The sequence below is a fragment of the Modicisalibacter muralis genome (genome assembly GCF_900102945.1).
GTDB classification, from domain to species: domain Bacteria; phylum Pseudomonadota; class Gammaproteobacteria; order Pseudomonadales; family Halomonadaceae; genus Modicisalibacter; species Modicisalibacter muralis.
Map to the genome: position 1 here is coordinate 423,045 of NZ_FNGI01000001.1, position 17,071 is coordinate 440,115.

Below are 17,071 nucleotides of genomic sequence, written 5' to 3' on the forward strand. Positions count from 1 at the left end.
TGTCTCTATCGCTATCCTAATGGCCGAGCCTCCTGGTTCGGCCGTTGCTTTTTGCCTTCTTCTTCGCTTTCCATGACATATGTCGTAGCCATTCCAATGCCTAAATAACATTGATCTTCTACGCTGGAAGAGTGTTTGATCGGCGGCGTCGCCGGGGCTCGCCCTTCCTGCAATGGGCGATATCCAAGGAAGATCATAGAACCATAGGAATGGTGCCATGTTGCTACCCTGTAAGACTCGACGAATTGAATCCAATGGTTTTTCCCTGCGCTTGCGTCGCCAGTCGCTGACCGTGTTGATTGGGCTGGCGATGATCCCCAGCGGGGCATCGGCCTATTCGCAGATGATCGTGTTCGGCGACAGCCTGAGCGATTCGGGGCAGTTTCCCGATGTACAGCGCATCGCCGCCGGCGAGATCGGCAGCCTGCGCTTCACCAATCGCGAGGGGCCAACGTATCTGGCGCCATCGCCCTATGGCGAGGTCAGCACTCAGCGTTTGGCCGATGCGCTGGGCCTGGGGCCGCTACTGCCGTCCACGTCGATCGTGCGCGAACAGGTGGGGCTGCCCGATGGCACCAACTACGCCACCGGTGCCTATACTACCGATGACATTCTGGCGTCGATTACCCAGCCGGATGGATCGGTGGTCGATGCCGGCGTCGCGTCGCGCACCCGTGACGGTTACCTGGTCAGCGTGGGCGCGGCCGACCCGGATGCGCTGTATTACATCAACGGCGGGGGTAACGATTTTCTCGATGGCGATGTGACCAGCCCTGCCGATGCGGCGGCTAGCGCGAGTACCTTGGCCGCCGGTATCGATGCGCTGGTCGCGGCGGGCGCCCAGACCATCGTGGTCTCGAATTTGCCGGATGTCGGCGCCACGCCGGCCGGCTTGGGTAGCGGCAATCGCGCGGCATTTTCGGCGCTCGGGCAGGTATTCAACCAGACGCTCGGCGAGCGCCTGGCGGTTTACGACGGTCAGGTGGATATCATCCGCTTGAATGTCCCCGCGTTGTTCGACGAGGTGCTTGCCGCGCCGGCGGATTTCGGTCTGGCCACCAATGTGCCGCTCACCGATGTCTGCTTCAGCGATCCACTCTGTGATGTCACACCTTTTGGCCTGGCCGCGGGCAACCCCGATCCCAGCAAGCTGTTGTTTAATGACGCGGTACACCCGACCACGACAGGCCAGGAAATTCTCGCCGACTACGCCTTCGCCCTCATCGAAGCGCCCTATACCCTGTCGCTGGCCGGTGAACTGACCAGCGGTGCCTTGAATGCCCAGCAGCAGTCGATCGTCAATGAGTTGCGCCCGGGTATGCAAAGCGATGGCGTGCGCCTGTTCGTGCATGGCGATCATCGCAGCGACCAGCCCAGCGGCTTCAGCGAGGATGGCACGCCGGAGGCGACGCAAAGCGGTGCCGGTGTCGGCGTGGTAGTGCCGCTCGGGCAGGGTTGGCTGGGCGCGGCGGTGACCCAGCGCGAAGCCGATATGGACGATCCGGCGCAGTTCGAACTCGAGGGCCAGGCGTTCAGTCTGTTCGCCCGGCAGCATCTGGGTCGGGTCGGCGTGCAGGCGATCGTCAGCCGGGGCGACTTCGATCTCGACCTGGACCGACAGGTAACGCTGGGAATGGCCGAGCGCACATTGCGGGGTGAATCCGATGCCGATGGCTGGGCCGCCGAGCTGCGTGTCGACTACCGGCTGACGGCGAGCGACTCGCCCTGGTACACCGCGCCCTTCGTTGCCTATCGTCACATCGACGGTGAAATCGACGGCTATCGCGAGCAGGGTTCGGCGGCCAATGCGCTGATCGTTTCGGATCAGGACGTCGAGCAGCGTAGCGCGGAGCTGGGCCTGATGGTGGATCGCTCGCTCGAGGGCGGCTTTGGCCTGTTCGGTGAACTCGCCTGGGGCGAGTATCTGGAAAACGAGCGCGACGGCGCCGAGGTGCGGCTGGCATCGTTGCCGACCAATAGCTGGTCGGGTGAAACCGTTGAGCGCGAAGACGACCATTACCTGCGCTTCGATGCCGGCGTGCGTGTCAAGCTGGGCGACGCCATGCTGCACGCCGGTGCGGGCGTGCAGGGCTGGGATGAACTGACGCCGCACTTTCAGGTGGGAGCGGGTTTCACGTTCTAAGGAACCGCTGCCTAAATGCCTGCTCGGCGATTTATTCAGCGATTCCCTAACGCTTGGCGGAAACAAACACGGCCCTGCAATTGCAGGGCCGTGTTTGTTCGTGCAGGACAGGCTTCAGTCGTCCTCGTCCTGGTTTTCATCCCGATCTTCATCAAGGTCTTCGGCGGCATCCTCGTGAGAAAGACGCATGCCCTGCGGCGGTAGCGCCATGCCATCCAGGGTTGCCCCTTTGGGCCCGAGTTGCAGGCGGCCTTCAAGGAACCAGCGCACGGCGATGGGGTAGATGAGATGCTCGCGGGCGTGGATCTTCTCGATCACGTCTTCCTGGCTATCGCCGGGATGAATCTTCAGCGCGGCTTGCATCACCACCGGGCCACCATCGAGCTCCTCGGTGACGAAATGCACGCTGACACCATGCTCTTCGCCACCATCGGCGAGTACCCTGGCGTGGGTGTTGAGCCCTTGGTAGGCCGGTAGCAGCGAAGGATGGATGTTCAGCAGGCGCCCATGAAAACGATGCACGAACAGTGGCGTGAGAATGCGCATGAAGCCGGCCAGCACGATCAGGTCGGGCTCGTGGCGCTCGATGACCTTGATCAAGGCGCCGTCGAAGGCCTCGCGACTGTCATATTCGTTATGCGGCAGGGCCACGGCGTCGATCTCGGCGTCGCGAGCGCGCTTCAAACCGTAGGCATCGACCTTGTTGGAGATTACCGCGACGATCTCGCCGCCCAACTCGCCGTAGGACTGGGCATCGATCAGCGCTTGCAGGTTGCTGCCGTTGCCCGAGATCAACACCACCACGCGCGGCGTATCGGCCTGTTCGGCCTCGAAGCCGTTGAGGGTGTCGCTGGCCGGGCTGTCGTGGGTCGTGTCGCTCATCCCTTGAGGTTCTCCAGACGCACTTGCTCCTCGCCGCCCTGGCGAGTGACGATCTCGCCGAGTTGGACGACGCGTTCGCCGGCGGCCTCTAGGTGCCGCTTGGCAGCCTCGGCCTGGGCGGCGGATACCACCACGATCATGCCGATACCGCAGTTGAGCACGCGGTGCATTTCATGCTCGCTGACGTTGCCCTGGCGTTGCAGCCAATCGAACACCGCCGGGCGCTGCCAGGCGCCGGCGTCGATGCATGCGGTCAGCTCGTTGGGGAGCACTCGCGGCACGTTCTCGAGCAGACCGCCACCGGTGATGTGCGACAGTGCATGCACATCGACGCCGCTATCCCGTATCAGCGACAGCAGCGGCTTGACGTAGATGCGCGTGGGCGCGAGCAGGGCGTCGCCAAGCTTCTGGCCGTCGAGGTCGGTGTCGAGATCGGCGCCGCTGACTTCGAGAATCTTGCGAATCAGCGAATAGCCGTTGGAGTGCGGGCCGGAGGAGGCCAGGCCGAGCAGCACATCGCCCTCGGCGACCTTGCTGCCATCGAGAATCTTCGATTTTTCGACCACGCCGACACAGAAGCCGGCCAGGTCGTAGTCGCTGCCTGCGTACATGCCGGGCATTTCGGCGGTTTCGCCGCCCACCAGCGCGCAACCGGCTTGCAGGCAACCCTCGCCGATGCCGGTCACGACGTCGGCGGCGATGTCCACATCCAGCTTGCCCGTGGCATAGTAGTCGAGAAATTGCAGCGGCTCGGCGCCGGCGACCACCAGATCGTTGACGCACATCGCCACCAGGTCGATGCCGATGGTGTCGTGGCGATCGAGATCCATGGCCAGACGCAGCTTGGTGCCTACGCCATCGGTACCGGTGACCAATACCGGTTCGCGGTAGCCACTGGGCAGCTCGCACAGCGCGCCGAAGCCACCCAATCCACCCATTACCTCGGGGCGGGTGGTACGCTTGGCGACACCCTTGATGCGCTCCACCAGGGCATTGCCGGCATCGATGTCTACCCCGGCATCCTTGTAGCTCAATGAGGGCGAAGCAGAATCGGGGTTGTCGGAAGCGCTGCGGGTCATGGCAAGTCCTGTGATAGATAGCTGTTAATGGCTGTCGTAAGTCGAGAATAGCCCGAGGTAAGAGGGCGCGCATTGTAACATCGCTGCCATTGGGGATGCACCGCTGGGCGCGAGCTCGCCGTCAAGATGAGTGTCGCGGCTCTTTTTCGTTCATCGCGAGCTTTTCATCATAAGCAATTAGGGAACCGAGCATGACGCGAGTACAAGTCTGGACCCTGCTGTGCCTGGCCGCGCTAGTGTGGCTGCTGATGCAACTGGGTCCGATCATGATGCCTTTCGTCGTCAGCATGATCTTCGCCTATCTCGGCGACCCGCTGACCGACTGGCTTGAGTCCCGGGGCTTGTCGCGGCGCCTGGCGGTGAGCGTGGTCTTTCTGGTGCTGTCATTGGTTCTGACCATGGCTGTTTTGGTACTGATTCCACTGCTCTGGCGCCAGTTGGTGCAGTTGATTGCCGCGCTGCCGGATATTTTCAACTGGGTGCAGACCACGGTGCTGCCTTGGGTGCGCTCGGTGACGGGGCTCGATTTTTCCACCGATTTCGATCAGTTGCGTGTCGCGCTGATGGCCAACTGGAAGGAGACCGGTACCTACGCCGCGCTGGTGCTGGCGCAGGTTTCCAAGTCGGGCCTGGCGTTCATGTTATGGATCGCCAATCTGGCGTTGATTCCCGTGGTGACCTTCTATCTGCTGCTCGACTGGGACCGCCTGAAGCGGCGCATTCGCAATCTACTGCCGAGACGCTATGAGCCGACGGTGACCCAGCTGGCCGTTCAGTGCGACGAAGTGCTGTCGGCGTTCCTGCGCGGTCAGCTATTGGTCATGTTGAGCCTGGGTCTTGTCTATGCGGTGGGGCTTACGCTGCTCGGCGTGCAGTTCGGCGTATTGATCGGCCTGGTGGCTGGCCTGGCGAGTATCGTGCCTTACCTTGGGGTGATCGTGGGGTTGGCGATTGCCGCCATCGTCGCGTTCTTCCAGTTCGGCGATATATGGCACCTGGTTGGCGTCGGCGCGATCTTCGCGGTGGGTCAGTTACTGGAAGGCACGGTGCTGCAGCCACTGCTATTGGGCGACAAGATCGGCCTGCATCCGGTGGCGGTGATCTTTGCCGTACTGGCCGGTGGCCAGTTGTTCGGTTTCGTCGGTATCCTGCTGGCTTTGCCGGTTGCCGCGATCGTCATGGTGCTATTGCGCTATCTACACGATCGCTACAAGAGCAGCACGTTATACGATTCCGCCATGCATCGTGATGGTGACGAGGAAAGCTGATGAGCACTGGGCCTGCGCAGCTTCCGCTGGGTGTCGGGTTACGCGATGACGCGACCTTCGGCAATTTTCTGCCGAGTGGCAACGCCACCTTGGTGGCGGCGTTGCAACGCCAGCTCGGCGACGATGGAGAAGCGTTCATCTACTTGTGGGGCGGCGAGGGTTCGGGACGCAGCCATCTGTTGCAGGCCGCCTGCCACGAGGCGAGCGATCGCGATAAGCGCGCGCTCTACCTGCCACTGGGCGAGCTTGGGCATTTTCCGCCCCACGTGCTCGAGGATATCGAACGCCTCGATCTGGTGGTGATCGACGACCTTGACGCCGTGGTTGGCCGCAAGCGCTGGGAGGAGGGCCTTTTCCATGCCTTCAATCGTCTGCGCGATGCGGGCAAGTGCCTGGTTATCGCGGCCGGCGCGTCGCCGCGTCAACTCGGTGTCGAACTGGCCGATCTCGCCTCGCGCCTGACCTGGGGCATGACGTTTCACATCGAACGCCTCGACGACGATGGCCGCTTCGAAGCCTTGCAGTTGCGCGCTCGCATGCGCGGCATGAAGCTCCCCGACGACGTCACGCGTTACATCCTGCATCGTGGTCCGCGTCGGCTCGCCGAGTTGTTTGATGCTCTCGAGCGCCTCGATCGCGCTTCACTTTCGGCCCAGCGCAAGTTGACCATTCCGTTCGTCAAACAGGCGCTAGGCTGGTAACAAGCCTAACGGGACAGGCTGACCTCCAGGGTCTCACCCTCGCTGAGCGATATCTGGTTGATGATGATACGACGCTCGCTCCCGGGCGGCTTGACGCTGCCGGCGATATAGAAGACCCCGGCTGGCAGGCCGGTGGCCTGGAAATAGCCCCGCGCATCGGTGGTGACGTAGTGGGTGTACTCACGGGCGCGAGGGTCGGCCGGCTCGACCGCCCGGCCCGACAGCGCGACTTCCGCCGCCTCGGCCGAGTACGCGGTTGCCGGCGCGATCGAGACGGTTTCGCCCGCGCCGGGAACCACGCCACTGCTCGTTTCGAGGAACAGCCGCCCGCTGACCGTGGCGGTGCCGGTCTTGTCGAGCTTGGCATATTCCTGTGCGGGAAAGGGCACTTGCCTTTCGACACGCTGCGGGACTCCTTCACCCAGATCCTCGACTTCCGGCGGGCCAGAAGGGCCCGGGCCGATGGCCTGGCAACCGGCCAATATCAACCCCAGAACGACGATGGCTATCCTTTTGCCCATGACTTGCTCCCTTGACTCTTGATTGGCTTGAAAGTGCTTGATGTTAGCGCAATGGTAAAGGGTGGTGGCGGTGCCGGGCTATGCCAATGATGGTGATCGTCGCTTGATCCGCCTCAACTTGTGACAAGGAGGGCGTCATGAACGATACTCGCATCGAACGCGACAGCATGGGCGAGTTGGAGGTGCCGAACAGTGCCCTTTACGGCGCCCAGACCCAGCGCGCGGTCAACAACTTCCCGATCAGCGGCCAATCGATGCCGGCGGCCTTCATTCGCGCGGTGGCGCGCATCAAGCTGGCAGCGGCGGAGGTCAATCGCGATCTCGGTCTGCTCGACGAGCAACGTGCCCAGGCGATCATCGCCGCTGCCCAGCGATTGATCGACGGCGAACATGCCGATCAGTTTCCCATCGATGTTTTCCAGACCGGCTCTGGCACCTCGACCAATATGAACGTCAACGAGGTAATCGCGCACCTCGCCTCGCAGGACGACCTGGCGGTGGGGCCCAACGATCATGTCAACATGGGCCAGTCGAGCAACGATGTGATTCCCACCGCGATCCACCTGGCCGCCGCGCTGGAGGCCAAGGATCGCCTGCTGCCGGCGCTCGAACATCTCAAGGCCGCCATCGAGCAGAAAGCCGGCGAGCTCGACGATGTGGTCAAGACCGGCCGCACCCACTTGATGGATGCCATGCCGGTGCGCATGAGTCAGGAACTGGGCGGTTGGGCCAGCCAGATAGCCTCGGCCGTCGAGCGTTTCGAGAACGGCCAGTCCCGGCTCTCTCGGCTGGCCCAGGGCGGCACCGCAGTGGGCACGGGTATCAATGCCCATCCTGAATTCGCCAGCCGCATGGCCGAGGCATTAAGCACGCAGAGCGGGCTCGCGCTGCGGCCCAACGACAGCTTCTTTGCCAGCCTGGCCTCGCAGGACGCGGCGGTGGAGCTGTCTGGCCATCTGCGTACCTATGCCTGCGCGGTGATGAAGATCAGCAACGATTTGCGTTGGATGAATTCCGGGCCGCTCGCCGGACTGGGCGAGATCGAGCTTGAAGCCTTGCAGCCGGGCAGCTCGATCATGCCGGGCAAGGTCAATCCGGTGATTCCCGAAGCCGCAACGCAGGCTGCCGCTCAGGTCATCGGCCTGGATAGCGCGATTACCGTGGCGGGCCAAAGCGGCAACTTCCAGTTGAATGTGATGCTGCCGTTGATCGCCAACAACCTGCTGACATCGATCACGCTGATGAGCAACGTCAGTCGGCTGCTCGCCGATCGAGCCATCGCGACCTTCAAGGTGCGTCACGATAACGTCGAGGGCCCGCTATCGCGCAACCCGATTCTGGTCACGGCGCTCAATTCGGTAATCGGCTACAACGCCGCGGCGGCCATCGCCAAGAAAGCCTATCAAGACGGGCGACCGATTCTGGACGTCGCCGAGGAGGAAACCGATCTCGGTCGCGATGAGCTCGAACGCCTGCTGGACCCGGCTCAGTTGACGCGTGGCGGGGTGCCGGACTAGCAGGCGTCGCCATCGCCACGTTGCTTGGCTTCCTTGATGGTTTCGGCGGCGTCGCGGCGTTCCTCGGCATCGGCCTCGGGAGGGTCGTTCTCGTCGGCGCGCGCCGGGCGATAACACAGCGTGGCGAGAATCGGGAAGTGGTCGGAGCCGAAGGGCTTTAGCCGGCGCATCCGGGCCAATGTGAAATGCTCGCTGATGAAGATATGGTCGAGTGGCCAACGCATGAACGGATAGCTGGCATGGAAGGTGCTGAACATGCCACGCCCGCGGCGCGGATCGAGCATGCCGCTGACACGACAGAAGCGCCGGGTGGTGCGTGACCAGGCCACGTCGTTGAGATCGCCGACCAGCAAGGTGGGCTGTTCGTGCTGATGAATGTCCTTGCCAACCAGTAGCAACTCGGCATCGCGCCATAGCGACTCTTCGCTTTCGCCGGGCGCTGGAGGGCGAGGGTGCATCGCATGCAGGCGAATGCGTGCGCCGCACTCCATGCGCAGCCAGGTATGAATCGAGGGAATATCGCTCTGGATCAGCCATTTCACCTCGGGCTCTTCCAGGGGAACTCGCGAGAACAGGTGCATGCCGTAAAGATTGTCCAGCGGCACCTTGACGCTGTACGGCCATTCGGACTCCAGCGACCATTCGAGCTGCCGGCCCCACCAGTCATCGGATTCCAGCGTCAGCACCAGGTCGGGCTGGCGTTCGTGAATCTGACGCAGCAGACCCTGGGCATTGCGGTTAGGGGTCAGCACATTGGCGATCAGCAGGGTGAGACTGCGTCGGCCTTCGCCAGCGTTGGCTGACCTGACCGGTTTCGGCCACAGCGGTGTCCATGGCAGGATATGCGCACCCTGGACGATGGCCACCAGCAAAAAAGCGGCGATGTCCCACCAGCGCCAGGCAGCGTCGCCGAGGAATATCTGGATCAGGGCGACGGCAATGGCCAGTGCGGTGAATTGCAGGCGTGGAAAATCGAAACCGCGTACCCACCAATAGCGCAAGCGCAAGAACGGAATCAGCGTGGCGAGCACCAAAGCCGCAGCCACGATACTCAAGCCAATATCGAGCATTCCAGTCTCCCGGTGGGGGGTATTCGTATCTTATTGAATAACACGAACGGCACTCGCGAGACAGTATCAAAGAAATCACTGCGTCTGGCTTTTGTTACTCACCCCCGCAGGGTTACGCGGCTTGATGGCAGCGTCTACCCTCGAGGTAATCGGCCAGGCGTTGGCGCTGGGAGGCGTCAAGGCGCAGCGTAATCTTGGTGCGTCGCCATGTTATGTCATCGATCTCGCGTGCCCATTCGTTGGCGATCAGGTAGTCGACCTCGCGGCGAACCAGGCCGCCGCCGAAGTCCTCGCCCAGATCCTCGGCCCCTTGGCAGCCTTCGAGAAAGCCTAGGCACAGGCTACCGTAGCTGGCTGCGTAGCGGCGCGCGCGGGCTTCGCCAAGGAATGGGTAATCGCGCACCAGGCGCGCGCAAAAGCTGGCTTGAGAATCGATGTTGCCACCCGGTAGCAGTGCCTCGGCGGTCCAGGGCTCGCCCATGTGCGGCAATAGCGGCTTGAGCTCGCGCAAGGCGGTTTCGGCCAGTTTGCGATAGGTGGTGATCTTGCCGCCGAATACCGAGAGCAGGGGCGCGCCGTGCGTGTCGAGATCCAGCGTGTAATCGCGGGTCATCGCCGAGGGATCGGCCGATTCGTCGTCACATAGCGGCCGCACGCCGGCGAACGTGGTAATCACATCGCCACGCTCGAGCTGCACCTTGAAATGCGCGTTGGTCACTTCAAGCAGGTAGTCGATCTCGCTGTCGTTGGCGCTGACCTTGGCCGGATCGCCCTGATAGCGCACATCGGTGGTGCCGATCAGGCTGAAGTCCTGCTCATAGGGCAACACGAAGACGATCCGCCCGTCGCGATTTTGCAGGATGTAGGCGCGCTCGTCGGTGTTGATGCGCGGCACGACGACATGGCTGCCCTGGATCATGCGGATGCCGTAACGCGATTTGCGCGTCGTGCGGGTGCTGATGAAACTTTCCACCCAAGGGCCGGCGGCATTGACCAGCGCGCGCGCCCGGCGCTCGAATCGCTCGCCACTGGCGACGTCTTCCAGGGTCAGTCGCCAATGGCCATCTTCATCGCGGGCCTCGATGCAACGCGTGCGCACCAGGATTTCGGCGCCCTTGTCGCGAGCCTGCAGGGCATTGAGCACCACCAATCGGGCATCATCGACCCAGCAATCCGAATATTCGAAACCGCGCTTGAAATCGGCCTTGAGCGGGCTTGCGGCGTCGAAGCGCAATCCGCGCGAGCCAGCCAGGCTATCGCGCTTGCCGAGGTTATCGTACAGAAATAACCCGGCGCGAATCATCCATGCCGGACGCAGGTGAGCCTGATGCGGCAGAATGAAGCGCAGCGGCCAGACGATATGCGGGGCCTTCTTCAATAGCACTTCGCGCTCGCGCAGCGCCTCGCGAACCAGGCGAAACTCATAATGCTCCAGATAACGCAGCCCACCGTGAACCAGCTTGCTGCTCGCCGACGAAGTCGCCTGAGCCAGGTCGGCCTGCTCGCACAGGCCGACCTTCAAGCCGCGCCCGCTGGCGTCAACGGCGATCCCGACGCCATTGATGCCGCCGCCAACGACGAACAGGTCGAGAAGCTCGGATTGCTGCGCTGTAGCCATGGTTCGCTCCGCTGAAATTATCTGCGTCGAATGCGTGATGGTGACGCGCCACGAATCGACGACAATGATGTTCGTTTTTGAAAATAGCCTAATCGAAAACGAACATCAAGGGGCGGTCGGATGGAACGAATACGCGCACGACATGCCGCAACCGGTGGCAGAGTATGGGGCGTGAAGCGGAGTTGGCGCTAAGGGGCGTTCTAGGCCGACGTCGCCAACAGCGTATCGGCGATATGCAGGGCCACATCGTTGGCTTCGATCAGGCGCATGATGTTTTCGGGAGGGCGTCGGTCGGTGAATAGCGCATCGATCTGGGAAATATTGCCCTGGCGGACGACGGCATTGCGGTGGAACTTGGAGTGATCGGCATTCAGAAACACTTGGCGCGAGTTGCCGATGATCGCCTGGGCGACGCGGACTTCCTGATAGTCGAACTCGAGCAATGAGCCGTCTTCGTCGATGCCGCTGATGCCGATGATGCCGAAATCGACCTTGAACTGGTTGATGAAGTCGATGGCCGCCTCGCCGATGATGCCACCATCGCGCGAGCGTACCTGGCCCCCGGCGACGATCACGTTGAAGTCTTCCTGATGCTGAAGAATCGCCGCGACATTGAGGTTGTTGGTAATCACCTCGAGGCCGTGATGGTCGCGCAGCGCCTCAGCGACGATCTCGTTGCTGGTGCCGATGTTGATGAACAGTGACGCATGGTTGGGTATCTGCGTGGCCAATTGATAGGCGATACGCCGCTTGGCGTCGAGATTCAGCGTCTTGCGCGTGTGATAGGCGGTATTGACGGTGCTCGACTCGATACCCGCGCCGCCATGTACGCGTTTGATATAGCCTTCCTCGGAAAGCTGGTTGAGATCACGACGCACGGTCTGAGGCGTGACGTTGAAGCTCTGGGCGAGTTGCTCGATAGAGGCATAGCCCTGGCGCTTGACCAGGGCGACGATGGCGTCGTGGCGTTTTTGCTGGGTCATGGGCAAGTCTGTCTATCGGTTATGCCGGTCGTGGCGTGGTGCAACGTCGGCCTCGGAAAAAGCGTCGCGAAAGCGCTATCTTAGCAGGTATATCGTGATGCCGTGACGCCCGGTCACGCGGACGCTAGACGATGGTATTAAGTGTAAGCGTCGCTTGTCGTTTGTTGTTATGCGAAAAGGCGGGTAGCATTTTTTGTCACTAGCGAACATTCGTGTTGCATAGTGAATGTGGCTGCCGATTCCAATTCGAATAAAGGATATCCTTCCATGGCCTCTTATGTGCTCTCCATCGATCAGGGTACCACCAGTTCTCGCGCCATTCTCTTCGATCGCGAGGGGCGCAGCGCGGGCATCGCTCAGGAAGAGTTTCCCCAGCATTTCCCGCATGATGGCTGGGTCGAACATCACCCCGAGGATATCTGGCAGTCGGTACAGCGCACCTGTCGTCAGGCACTCGACAATGCCGGGGCGAGGGTGCAGGACGTCGCCGCGATCGGCATTACCAACCAGCGCGAAACGACGCTGGTGTGGGATCGCCGTAGTGGCAAGCCGATTTACAACGCCATCGTCTGGCAGGACCGTCGCACCAGCGATGTGTGTCGCGAGCTGGCCGATGCCGGGCATACCGACTTCATCCGCGAACGCACCGGCTTGCTGATCGACCCGTATTTCTCGGCAACCAAACTCAAGTGGCTGCTTGATAACGTCGAAGGCGCACGCCAACGTGCCGAGCGCGGTGAGTTGGCCTTCGGCACCGTCGACACTTTTATGATATGGCGAATGACCGGCGGCAAGGTGCATGCCACCGATGCCACCAACGCATCGCGCACGGCACTCTTCAATATCCACAGTCAGCAGTGGGATGATGAGCTGCTTGCGCTGTTCGACATTCCTGCCAATCTACTGCCCGAGGTGCGCGACTCCAGCGACGATTTCGGCAGCACCGAGGCCGAGTTCCTGGGTGGGCCGCTGCCTATCGCCGGTGTCGCGGGGGATCAACAGGCGGCGTTGGTCGGCCAGGCCTGTTTCGAGCCGGGCATGGCGAAAAGCACCTACGGCACCGGCTGTTTCATGATTCTCAATACCGGCGACAAGGCCGAGGTGTCGCGCAACCGGCTATTGACCACAGTGGCCTATCGGCTCGACGGCAAGACGACCTACGCCATGGAGGGCAGTATTTTCGTTGCCGGGGCGACCGTGCAGTGGCTGCGCGACGGTTTGAAGCTGTTCGCCGATGCCTCGGAAACCGAGCGCCTGGCGCGCGGTACCCGCAGTGGTCATGGCGTCTACCTGGTACCGGCGTTCACCGGCTTGGGCGCGCCGCACTGGGACCCGCTGGCGCGTGGGGCGATTCTCGGGTTGACCCGCGATACCGGTATCGCCGAGATCGTCGCCGCCGGGCTGCAATCGGTGTGCTACCAGACTCGCGATCTCCAGGAGTGCATGAACGACGACATCGCCGTTTCCAACGGTACCTTGCGGGTCGACGGCGGCATGGTCATCAACAACTGGGTGATGCAATTCCTGTCGGATATGCTCGGCGTGCCGGTGGATCGGCCGTCGGTACTCGAAACCACGGCGCTGGGCGCGGCTTACCTGGCGGGGCTGAGCATCGGCTGGTACGAGAGTCTCGATGACATCGCTCGGCTGTGGCACTGCGAGCGCTCGTTCGAGCCGCAAATGCAAGAGGCCGAGCGTGAGCGGTTATACCGGGGCTGGCTGGATGCCGTGGCGCGCGTAAAATGCAAGTGACCCGCTTCGGTGGAGTGCGTCAAGCATTTGATCGTTGGGAAAATTTTCGTCGGGCTTGCATTCGACCATGCTATGCGTAAAATACGCATCCGTTGCCGAATGTGTTGGCAGCGAAATCGCCTACAGGACCGTAGCTCAGTTGGTTAGAGCGCCACGTTGACATCGTGGAGGTCAGCGGTTCGAATCCGCTCGGTCCTACCAAGTCAGGCCATTTTCAGGACCATAGCTCAGTTGGTTAGAGCGCCACGTTGACATCGTGGAGGTCAGCGGTTCAAATCCGCTTGGTCCTACCAGATTCGCCAAAATGCCCCGAAGGTTTTCGCCTTCGGGGCATTTTGCTTTCTCACTTATCGCTCACGATCGAAATCGCTGGCGTCGATGAAAACCTCCACCAGGCGCTCGATGCCAGCTTGGTCGTCCACGCTAAAACGCGCGGCTCTCGGGCTGTCGAGATCCAGCACCCCCCAGATGCGTTCACCGACGATGATCGGCACCACCAACTCGGCTCGCGAGGCGGCGTCGCAGGCGATGTGATCGGCGATGCCATGCACGTCGTCGACGCGTTGGGTTTGCCGCGAGCGCGCCGCCGCGCCGCAGACTCCCTTGTCGAACGGGATGGGGTTGCATGCCGGCTTGCCTTGGAAAGGCCCCAGTATCAGCGTCTCGGGCTGGCGTTGCAGATAGAAACCGGCCCAATTGAGGTCGGCCACTTCCTGCACAATGAAAGCGCAGGTCTGGGCGGTATTGGTCAGCCAGTCGCGTGTATCGAGCAGCGCCTCGAGTTGGCGCGCGAGCAGGGTGTAATCGGGCATGGCTATTTTCCGTCTTTCCGTTCCTTGCCGTTCATGCAAAAGGGCCAGCGCATGCGCTGGCCCCGGGAGCGGCTGATTGAGCCAGAATGTTATTTCCAGCCGGGCACGGCGGCGCCCTTGAACAACTCATTGGCCTTATCGATGACGGCCTGGGTCTGATAGGACTTGACCAATTGCTTGATGGCCTCGCGATCCTGGTCGCCTTCGCGCACCACGATCAGGTTGACGTAGGGCGATTCCGGCCCCTCGCGGATGAGTGCATCGTCCAGCGACAGGCCGGCGGGTTGAGCGAAGGTATTGTTGATGAAGGCCATATCGACATCGGGCAGTATGCGCGGCAACTGGGGCGCCTCGATTTCGCGGAACTCGAAATCATGTGGATTCTCGGCGATGTTCAGCGGCGTGGCTTCGAGATTGCTCGGGTCGTCGAGTTCGATCAGCCCCTTGTTGTGCATCAGGATCAACGAGCGACCTTCGTTGGTTGGGTCGTTGGGCAGGGCGATGACCGCGCCGTCGGGCAATTCCTCGATGCTGTCGTACTGCGCGGAGTAGGCGCCGATCGGATAAACGAAGGTGCGCCCGGCGATGGCGAAATCGTAACCGCGATCGTCGATCATGCTCTGCATGTACGGTTCGTGCTGGTAGGCGTTGGCATCCAGGCTACCGTCGGCGAGCGCGGCGTTGGGCGTGACGTAATCGGTGAACTCGATGATCTCGACTTCCAGCCCGTACTTGTCCATGGCGACCTGCTTGGCGACACGCATCACGTCGGTTTCGGGACCGGCCACGGTACCGACCTTGATATGGTTATCGGCGTTGCCGTCGTCGGCACCGGCGGTGATGGCCAGCAGGCCGAGGCCCAGCAGGGCAATCGCGCCCAGGCTCGTGGCAAGGGTCTTTTTCATGATGAATATCTCCTGTGATGGCGGCAAAAATCAGGCCCTATCATGCTTTGGTCTATCGCTTCAAAGCTGTGACCTAATATAAAGGAATAAATAATAAATTTATAATTCCTTTTCGTTATCGATACGATGGCATCACTTATGGTCGCTTTTGCGTACCAGCGTATCCCCCAGGCTCTGGAACCCTTGCACCATGACCACCAGAATCACCACGGTGATCAGCATGATGGTCGGGTTGTAGCGATGGTAGCCGTAGCGAATGCCGAGATCGCCCAGGCCGCCGCCGCCCACCGCGCCGGCCATCGCCGAATAGCTGACCAGAGTCACCACGGTAATCGTCAACCCGGTGATGATGCCGCCGCGCGCTTCGGGCAACAGCACCTTGGTAATAATCTGATAAGGCGTGGCACCCATCGATTGGGCGGCTTCGACCAGGCCGGGCGGTACCTCGTTCAGGGCGCCTTCCACCAGTCGCGCGACGAACGGGATCGCGGCGATCGTCAATGGCACCGAGGCGGCGCTGGTACCGATCGACGTTCCCACCAGCATGCGAGTGACGGGAATCAGCGCCACCAGCAGGATGATGAAGGGAATCGAGCGGCCGATATTGGTGATCATGCCCAGTACGTGATGAGTGGACGGCTGGGCGAGTATCTGGCCGGGGCGGGTTACGTACAGCAGCACGCCGAGTGGCAGCCCGAGGGCCGCCGCGATCAGGCCGGAGATACCGACCATGTATAGGGTATCGAGCGTGGCCTCGAGTATCAGTTCAAGCATCGCGCTGGACATGGCCTAGCACCTCCACTTGCAGGTCGTGGGATTCGAGATAATCGAGCGCTTCGCGAGTCTTCTCGGGCGAACCGATCAGCTCGGCGATCATCAGGCCCAGGGTGCGGTCCTGAATCGACTCGACCTTGGCCTCAAGAATGCTGACATCGACGCCGCAATCGCGGGCCAGGCGCGAAACCAGCGGCGTGGCGACGGCATCGCCGGCGAATGTCAGGCGCACCACCGGATGCGTGCTCGGGCCTGCCTGGGCTTCCAGTCGATCGACCAGCGCCTGCGGCGGTTCGAGCTCCAGGAAGGCATTGAGGAAGTCGCGCCCCAGGCGTGTGCTCGGCGCAGTGAAAAAGTCGCCGACGTCGGCTTCCTCGACCAGTTCACCGGCGGAAATCAGCCCGACCTTGTGGCAAATCGTCTTGACCACTTCCATCTCGTGGGTGATCAGCAGGATGGTCAACCCCAGCTTGCGATTGATGTCCTGCAGCAGTTCGAGAATCGAGGCGGTGGTCTGTGGGTCGAGCGCCGAGGTGGCCTCGTCGCACAACAGCACCTTGGGGCGGCTGGCCAGGGCGCGCGCGATGGCGACGCGCTGCTTCTGGCCGCCGGAAAGCTCGGCCGGGTACTTGTCAACCTTGTCGCTGAGCCCGGTCAGATCCAGCAGCGGCTGCACGCGGTCGCGAATCTCGCGCTTGGCGACTCCCATCAGCTCGAGCGGCAGGGCGACATTGGCGAATACCGTGCGCGAGGACAGCAGGTTGAAATGCTGAAAGATCATGCCGACCCGGTGGCGCGCCTGGTTGAGTGCCTTGGCATCGAGCGCGGTCAACTCCTGGCCATCGACGAAGACACGGCCGGTGGTGGGGCGCTCGAGCAGGTTGACGCAGCGAATCAGAGTCGACTTGCCGGCGCCGGACAAGCCGATAACGCCATGAATGGCGCCTTGGGGCACATGAAGGTTGGTCGGTTTTAGCGCATGGATCGCCTGAGACCCGCTACCGTAGGTCTTGGAAACGTTGTCTAGTGTAATCATGGTCCTGTTC

The 17,071-nt window shown here is 61.8% G+C and carries 15 protein-coding genes and 2 tRNA genes; 7 read left to right on the top strand and 10 right to left on the bottom strand.

Features of this window, described 5'->3' with window-relative positions; all coding sequences use genetic code 11:
* Nucleotides 1-217 precede the first annotated feature (217 nt).
* Nucleotides 218-2,143 (top strand): autotransporter domain-containing protein, encoded by a 1,926-nt coding sequence (locus tag BLR92_RS01990; protein ID WP_089724996.1) that lies wholly within the window; start codon nt 218-220, stop codon nt 2,141-2,143.
* Nucleotides 2,144-2,257: 114 nt separating this feature from the next.
* Here the strand turns inward: BLR92_RS01990 and purN are convergent, their stop codons facing one another.
* Together purN and purM are read right to left on the bottom strand one after the other, a co-directional pair.
* Nucleotides 2,258-3,025 (bottom strand): phosphoribosylglycinamide formyltransferase, encoded by a 768-nt coding sequence (gene purN, locus BLR92_RS01995; RefSeq protein WP_089724998.1) that lies wholly within the window; start codon nt 3,023-3,025, stop codon nt 2,258-2,260.
* Nucleotides 3,022-4,104 (bottom strand): phosphoribosylformylglycinamidine cyclo-ligase, encoded by a 1,083-nt coding sequence (gene purM / locus BLR92_RS02000; RefSeq protein ID WP_089725000.1) that lies wholly within the window; start codon nt 4,102-4,104, stop codon nt 3,022-3,024. The genes purN and purM overlap by 4 nt, the downstream gene beginning before the upstream one ends.
* 191 nt (nt 4,105-4,295) lie before the next feature.
* Between purM and BLR92_RS02005 the strand changes: the two genes are divergently transcribed.
* Nucleotides 4,296-5,372, top strand: a complete 1,077-nt coding sequence (locus tag BLR92_RS02005; protein WP_089725002.1) for an AI-2E family transporter — start codon at nt 4,296-4,298, stop codon at nt 5,370-5,372.
* Nucleotides 5,372-6,073 (top strand): DnaA regulatory inactivator Hda, encoded by a 702-nt coding sequence (gene hda / locus BLR92_RS02010; RefSeq protein WP_089725004.1) that lies wholly within the window; start codon nt 5,372-5,374, stop codon nt 6,071-6,073. Before BLR92_RS02005 ends, hda begins: the two co-directional genes overlap by 1 nt.
* Nucleotides 6,074-6,078: 5 nt before the next feature.
* Here hda and BLR92_RS02015 read toward each other — a convergent pair whose 3' ends face one another.
* Complete coding sequence (locus BLR92_RS02015) at nt 6,079-6,594, bottom strand: hypothetical protein (protein ID WP_089725006.1); 516 nt, start codon at nt 6,592-6,594, stop codon at nt 6,079-6,081.
* Between the two features lie 137 nt (nt 6,595-6,731).
* Here BLR92_RS02015 and BLR92_RS02020 point away from each other — a divergent pair, with 137 nt between their 5' ends.
* On the top strand, nt 6,732-8,111 hold the full coding sequence (locus BLR92_RS02020) for a class II fumarate hydratase (protein WP_089725007.1): 1,380 nt from the start codon (nt 6,732-6,734) through the stop codon (nt 8,109-8,111).
* Here BLR92_RS02020 and BLR92_RS02025 read toward each other — a convergent pair.
* The 3 genes from BLR92_RS02025 to BLR92_RS02035 all read right to left on the bottom strand — a co-directional run bounded on the left by BLR92_RS02025 (nt 8,108) and on the right by BLR92_RS02035 (nt 11,782).
* On the bottom strand, nt 8,108-9,181 hold the full coding sequence (locus BLR92_RS02025) for an endonuclease/exonuclease/phosphatase family protein (protein ID WP_089725008.1): 1,074 nt from the start codon (nt 9,179-9,181) through the stop codon (nt 8,108-8,110). The two genes, BLR92_RS02020 and BLR92_RS02025, sit on opposite strands and share 4 nt — an antisense overlap.
* 112 nt (nt 9,182-9,293) lie before the next feature.
* Nucleotides 9,294-10,799, bottom strand: a complete 1,506-nt coding sequence (gene glpD, locus BLR92_RS02030; protein ID WP_089725010.1) for a glycerol-3-phosphate dehydrogenase — start codon at nt 10,797-10,799, stop codon at nt 9,294-9,296.
* A 200-nt stretch (nt 10,800-10,999) separates the two neighbouring features.
* Nucleotides 11,000-11,782, bottom strand: coding sequence for a DeoR/GlpR family transcriptional regulator (locus tag BLR92_RS02035; protein WP_089725012.1), 783 nt, complete (start codon nt 11,780-11,782; stop codon nt 11,000-11,002).
* A 267-nt stretch (nt 11,783-12,049) separates the two neighbouring features.
* On the opposite strand from BLR92_RS02035, the gene glpK reads away from it, so the two are divergent.
* The 3 genes from glpK (at nt 12,050) to BLR92_RS02050 (ending at nt 13,827) form a co-directional block, all read left to right on the top strand.
* Nucleotides 12,050-13,534, top strand: a complete 1,485-nt coding sequence (glpK, locus tag BLR92_RS02040) for a glycerol kinase GlpK (RefSeq protein WP_089725014.1) — start codon at nt 12,050-12,052, stop codon at nt 13,532-13,534.
* Nucleotides 13,535-13,658: 124 nt separating this feature from the next.
* A tRNA-Val gene (locus tag BLR92_RS02045) sits at nt 13,659-13,735 on the top strand.
* Nucleotides 13,736-13,750: 15 nt separating this feature from the next.
* Nucleotides 13,751-13,827: transfer RNA gene (locus BLR92_RS02050), tRNA-Val, on the top strand.
* A 54-nt stretch (nt 13,828-13,881) separates the two neighbouring features.
* On the opposite strand, the gene BLR92_RS02055 is transcribed toward BLR92_RS02050, so the two are convergent.
* From BLR92_RS02055 to BLR92_RS02070, 4 genes are all read right to left on the bottom strand, one after another.
* Entirely contained in the window at nt 13,882-14,346 is a 465-nt protein-coding gene (locus BLR92_RS02055; RefSeq protein ID WP_089725016.1) for a GAF domain-containing protein, read from the bottom strand.
* Between the two features lie 89 nt (nt 14,347-14,435).
* Nucleotides 14,436-15,251, bottom strand: a complete 816-nt coding sequence (locus tag BLR92_RS02060; protein WP_089725018.1) for a MetQ/NlpA family ABC transporter substrate-binding protein — start codon at nt 15,249-15,251, stop codon at nt 14,436-14,438.
* Between the two features lie 132 nt (nt 15,252-15,383).
* Complete coding sequence (locus BLR92_RS02065; RefSeq protein ID WP_089725020.1) at nt 15,384-16,037, bottom strand: methionine ABC transporter permease; 654 nt, start codon at nt 16,035-16,037, stop codon at nt 15,384-15,386.
* Nucleotides 16,018-17,061, bottom strand: coding sequence for a methionine ABC transporter ATP-binding protein (locus BLR92_RS02070; RefSeq protein WP_089725022.1), 1,044 nt, complete (start codon nt 17,059-17,061; stop codon nt 16,018-16,020). The genes BLR92_RS02065 and BLR92_RS02070 overlap by 20 nt, the downstream gene beginning before the upstream one ends.
* Nucleotides 17,062-17,071 lie beyond the last annotated feature (10 nt).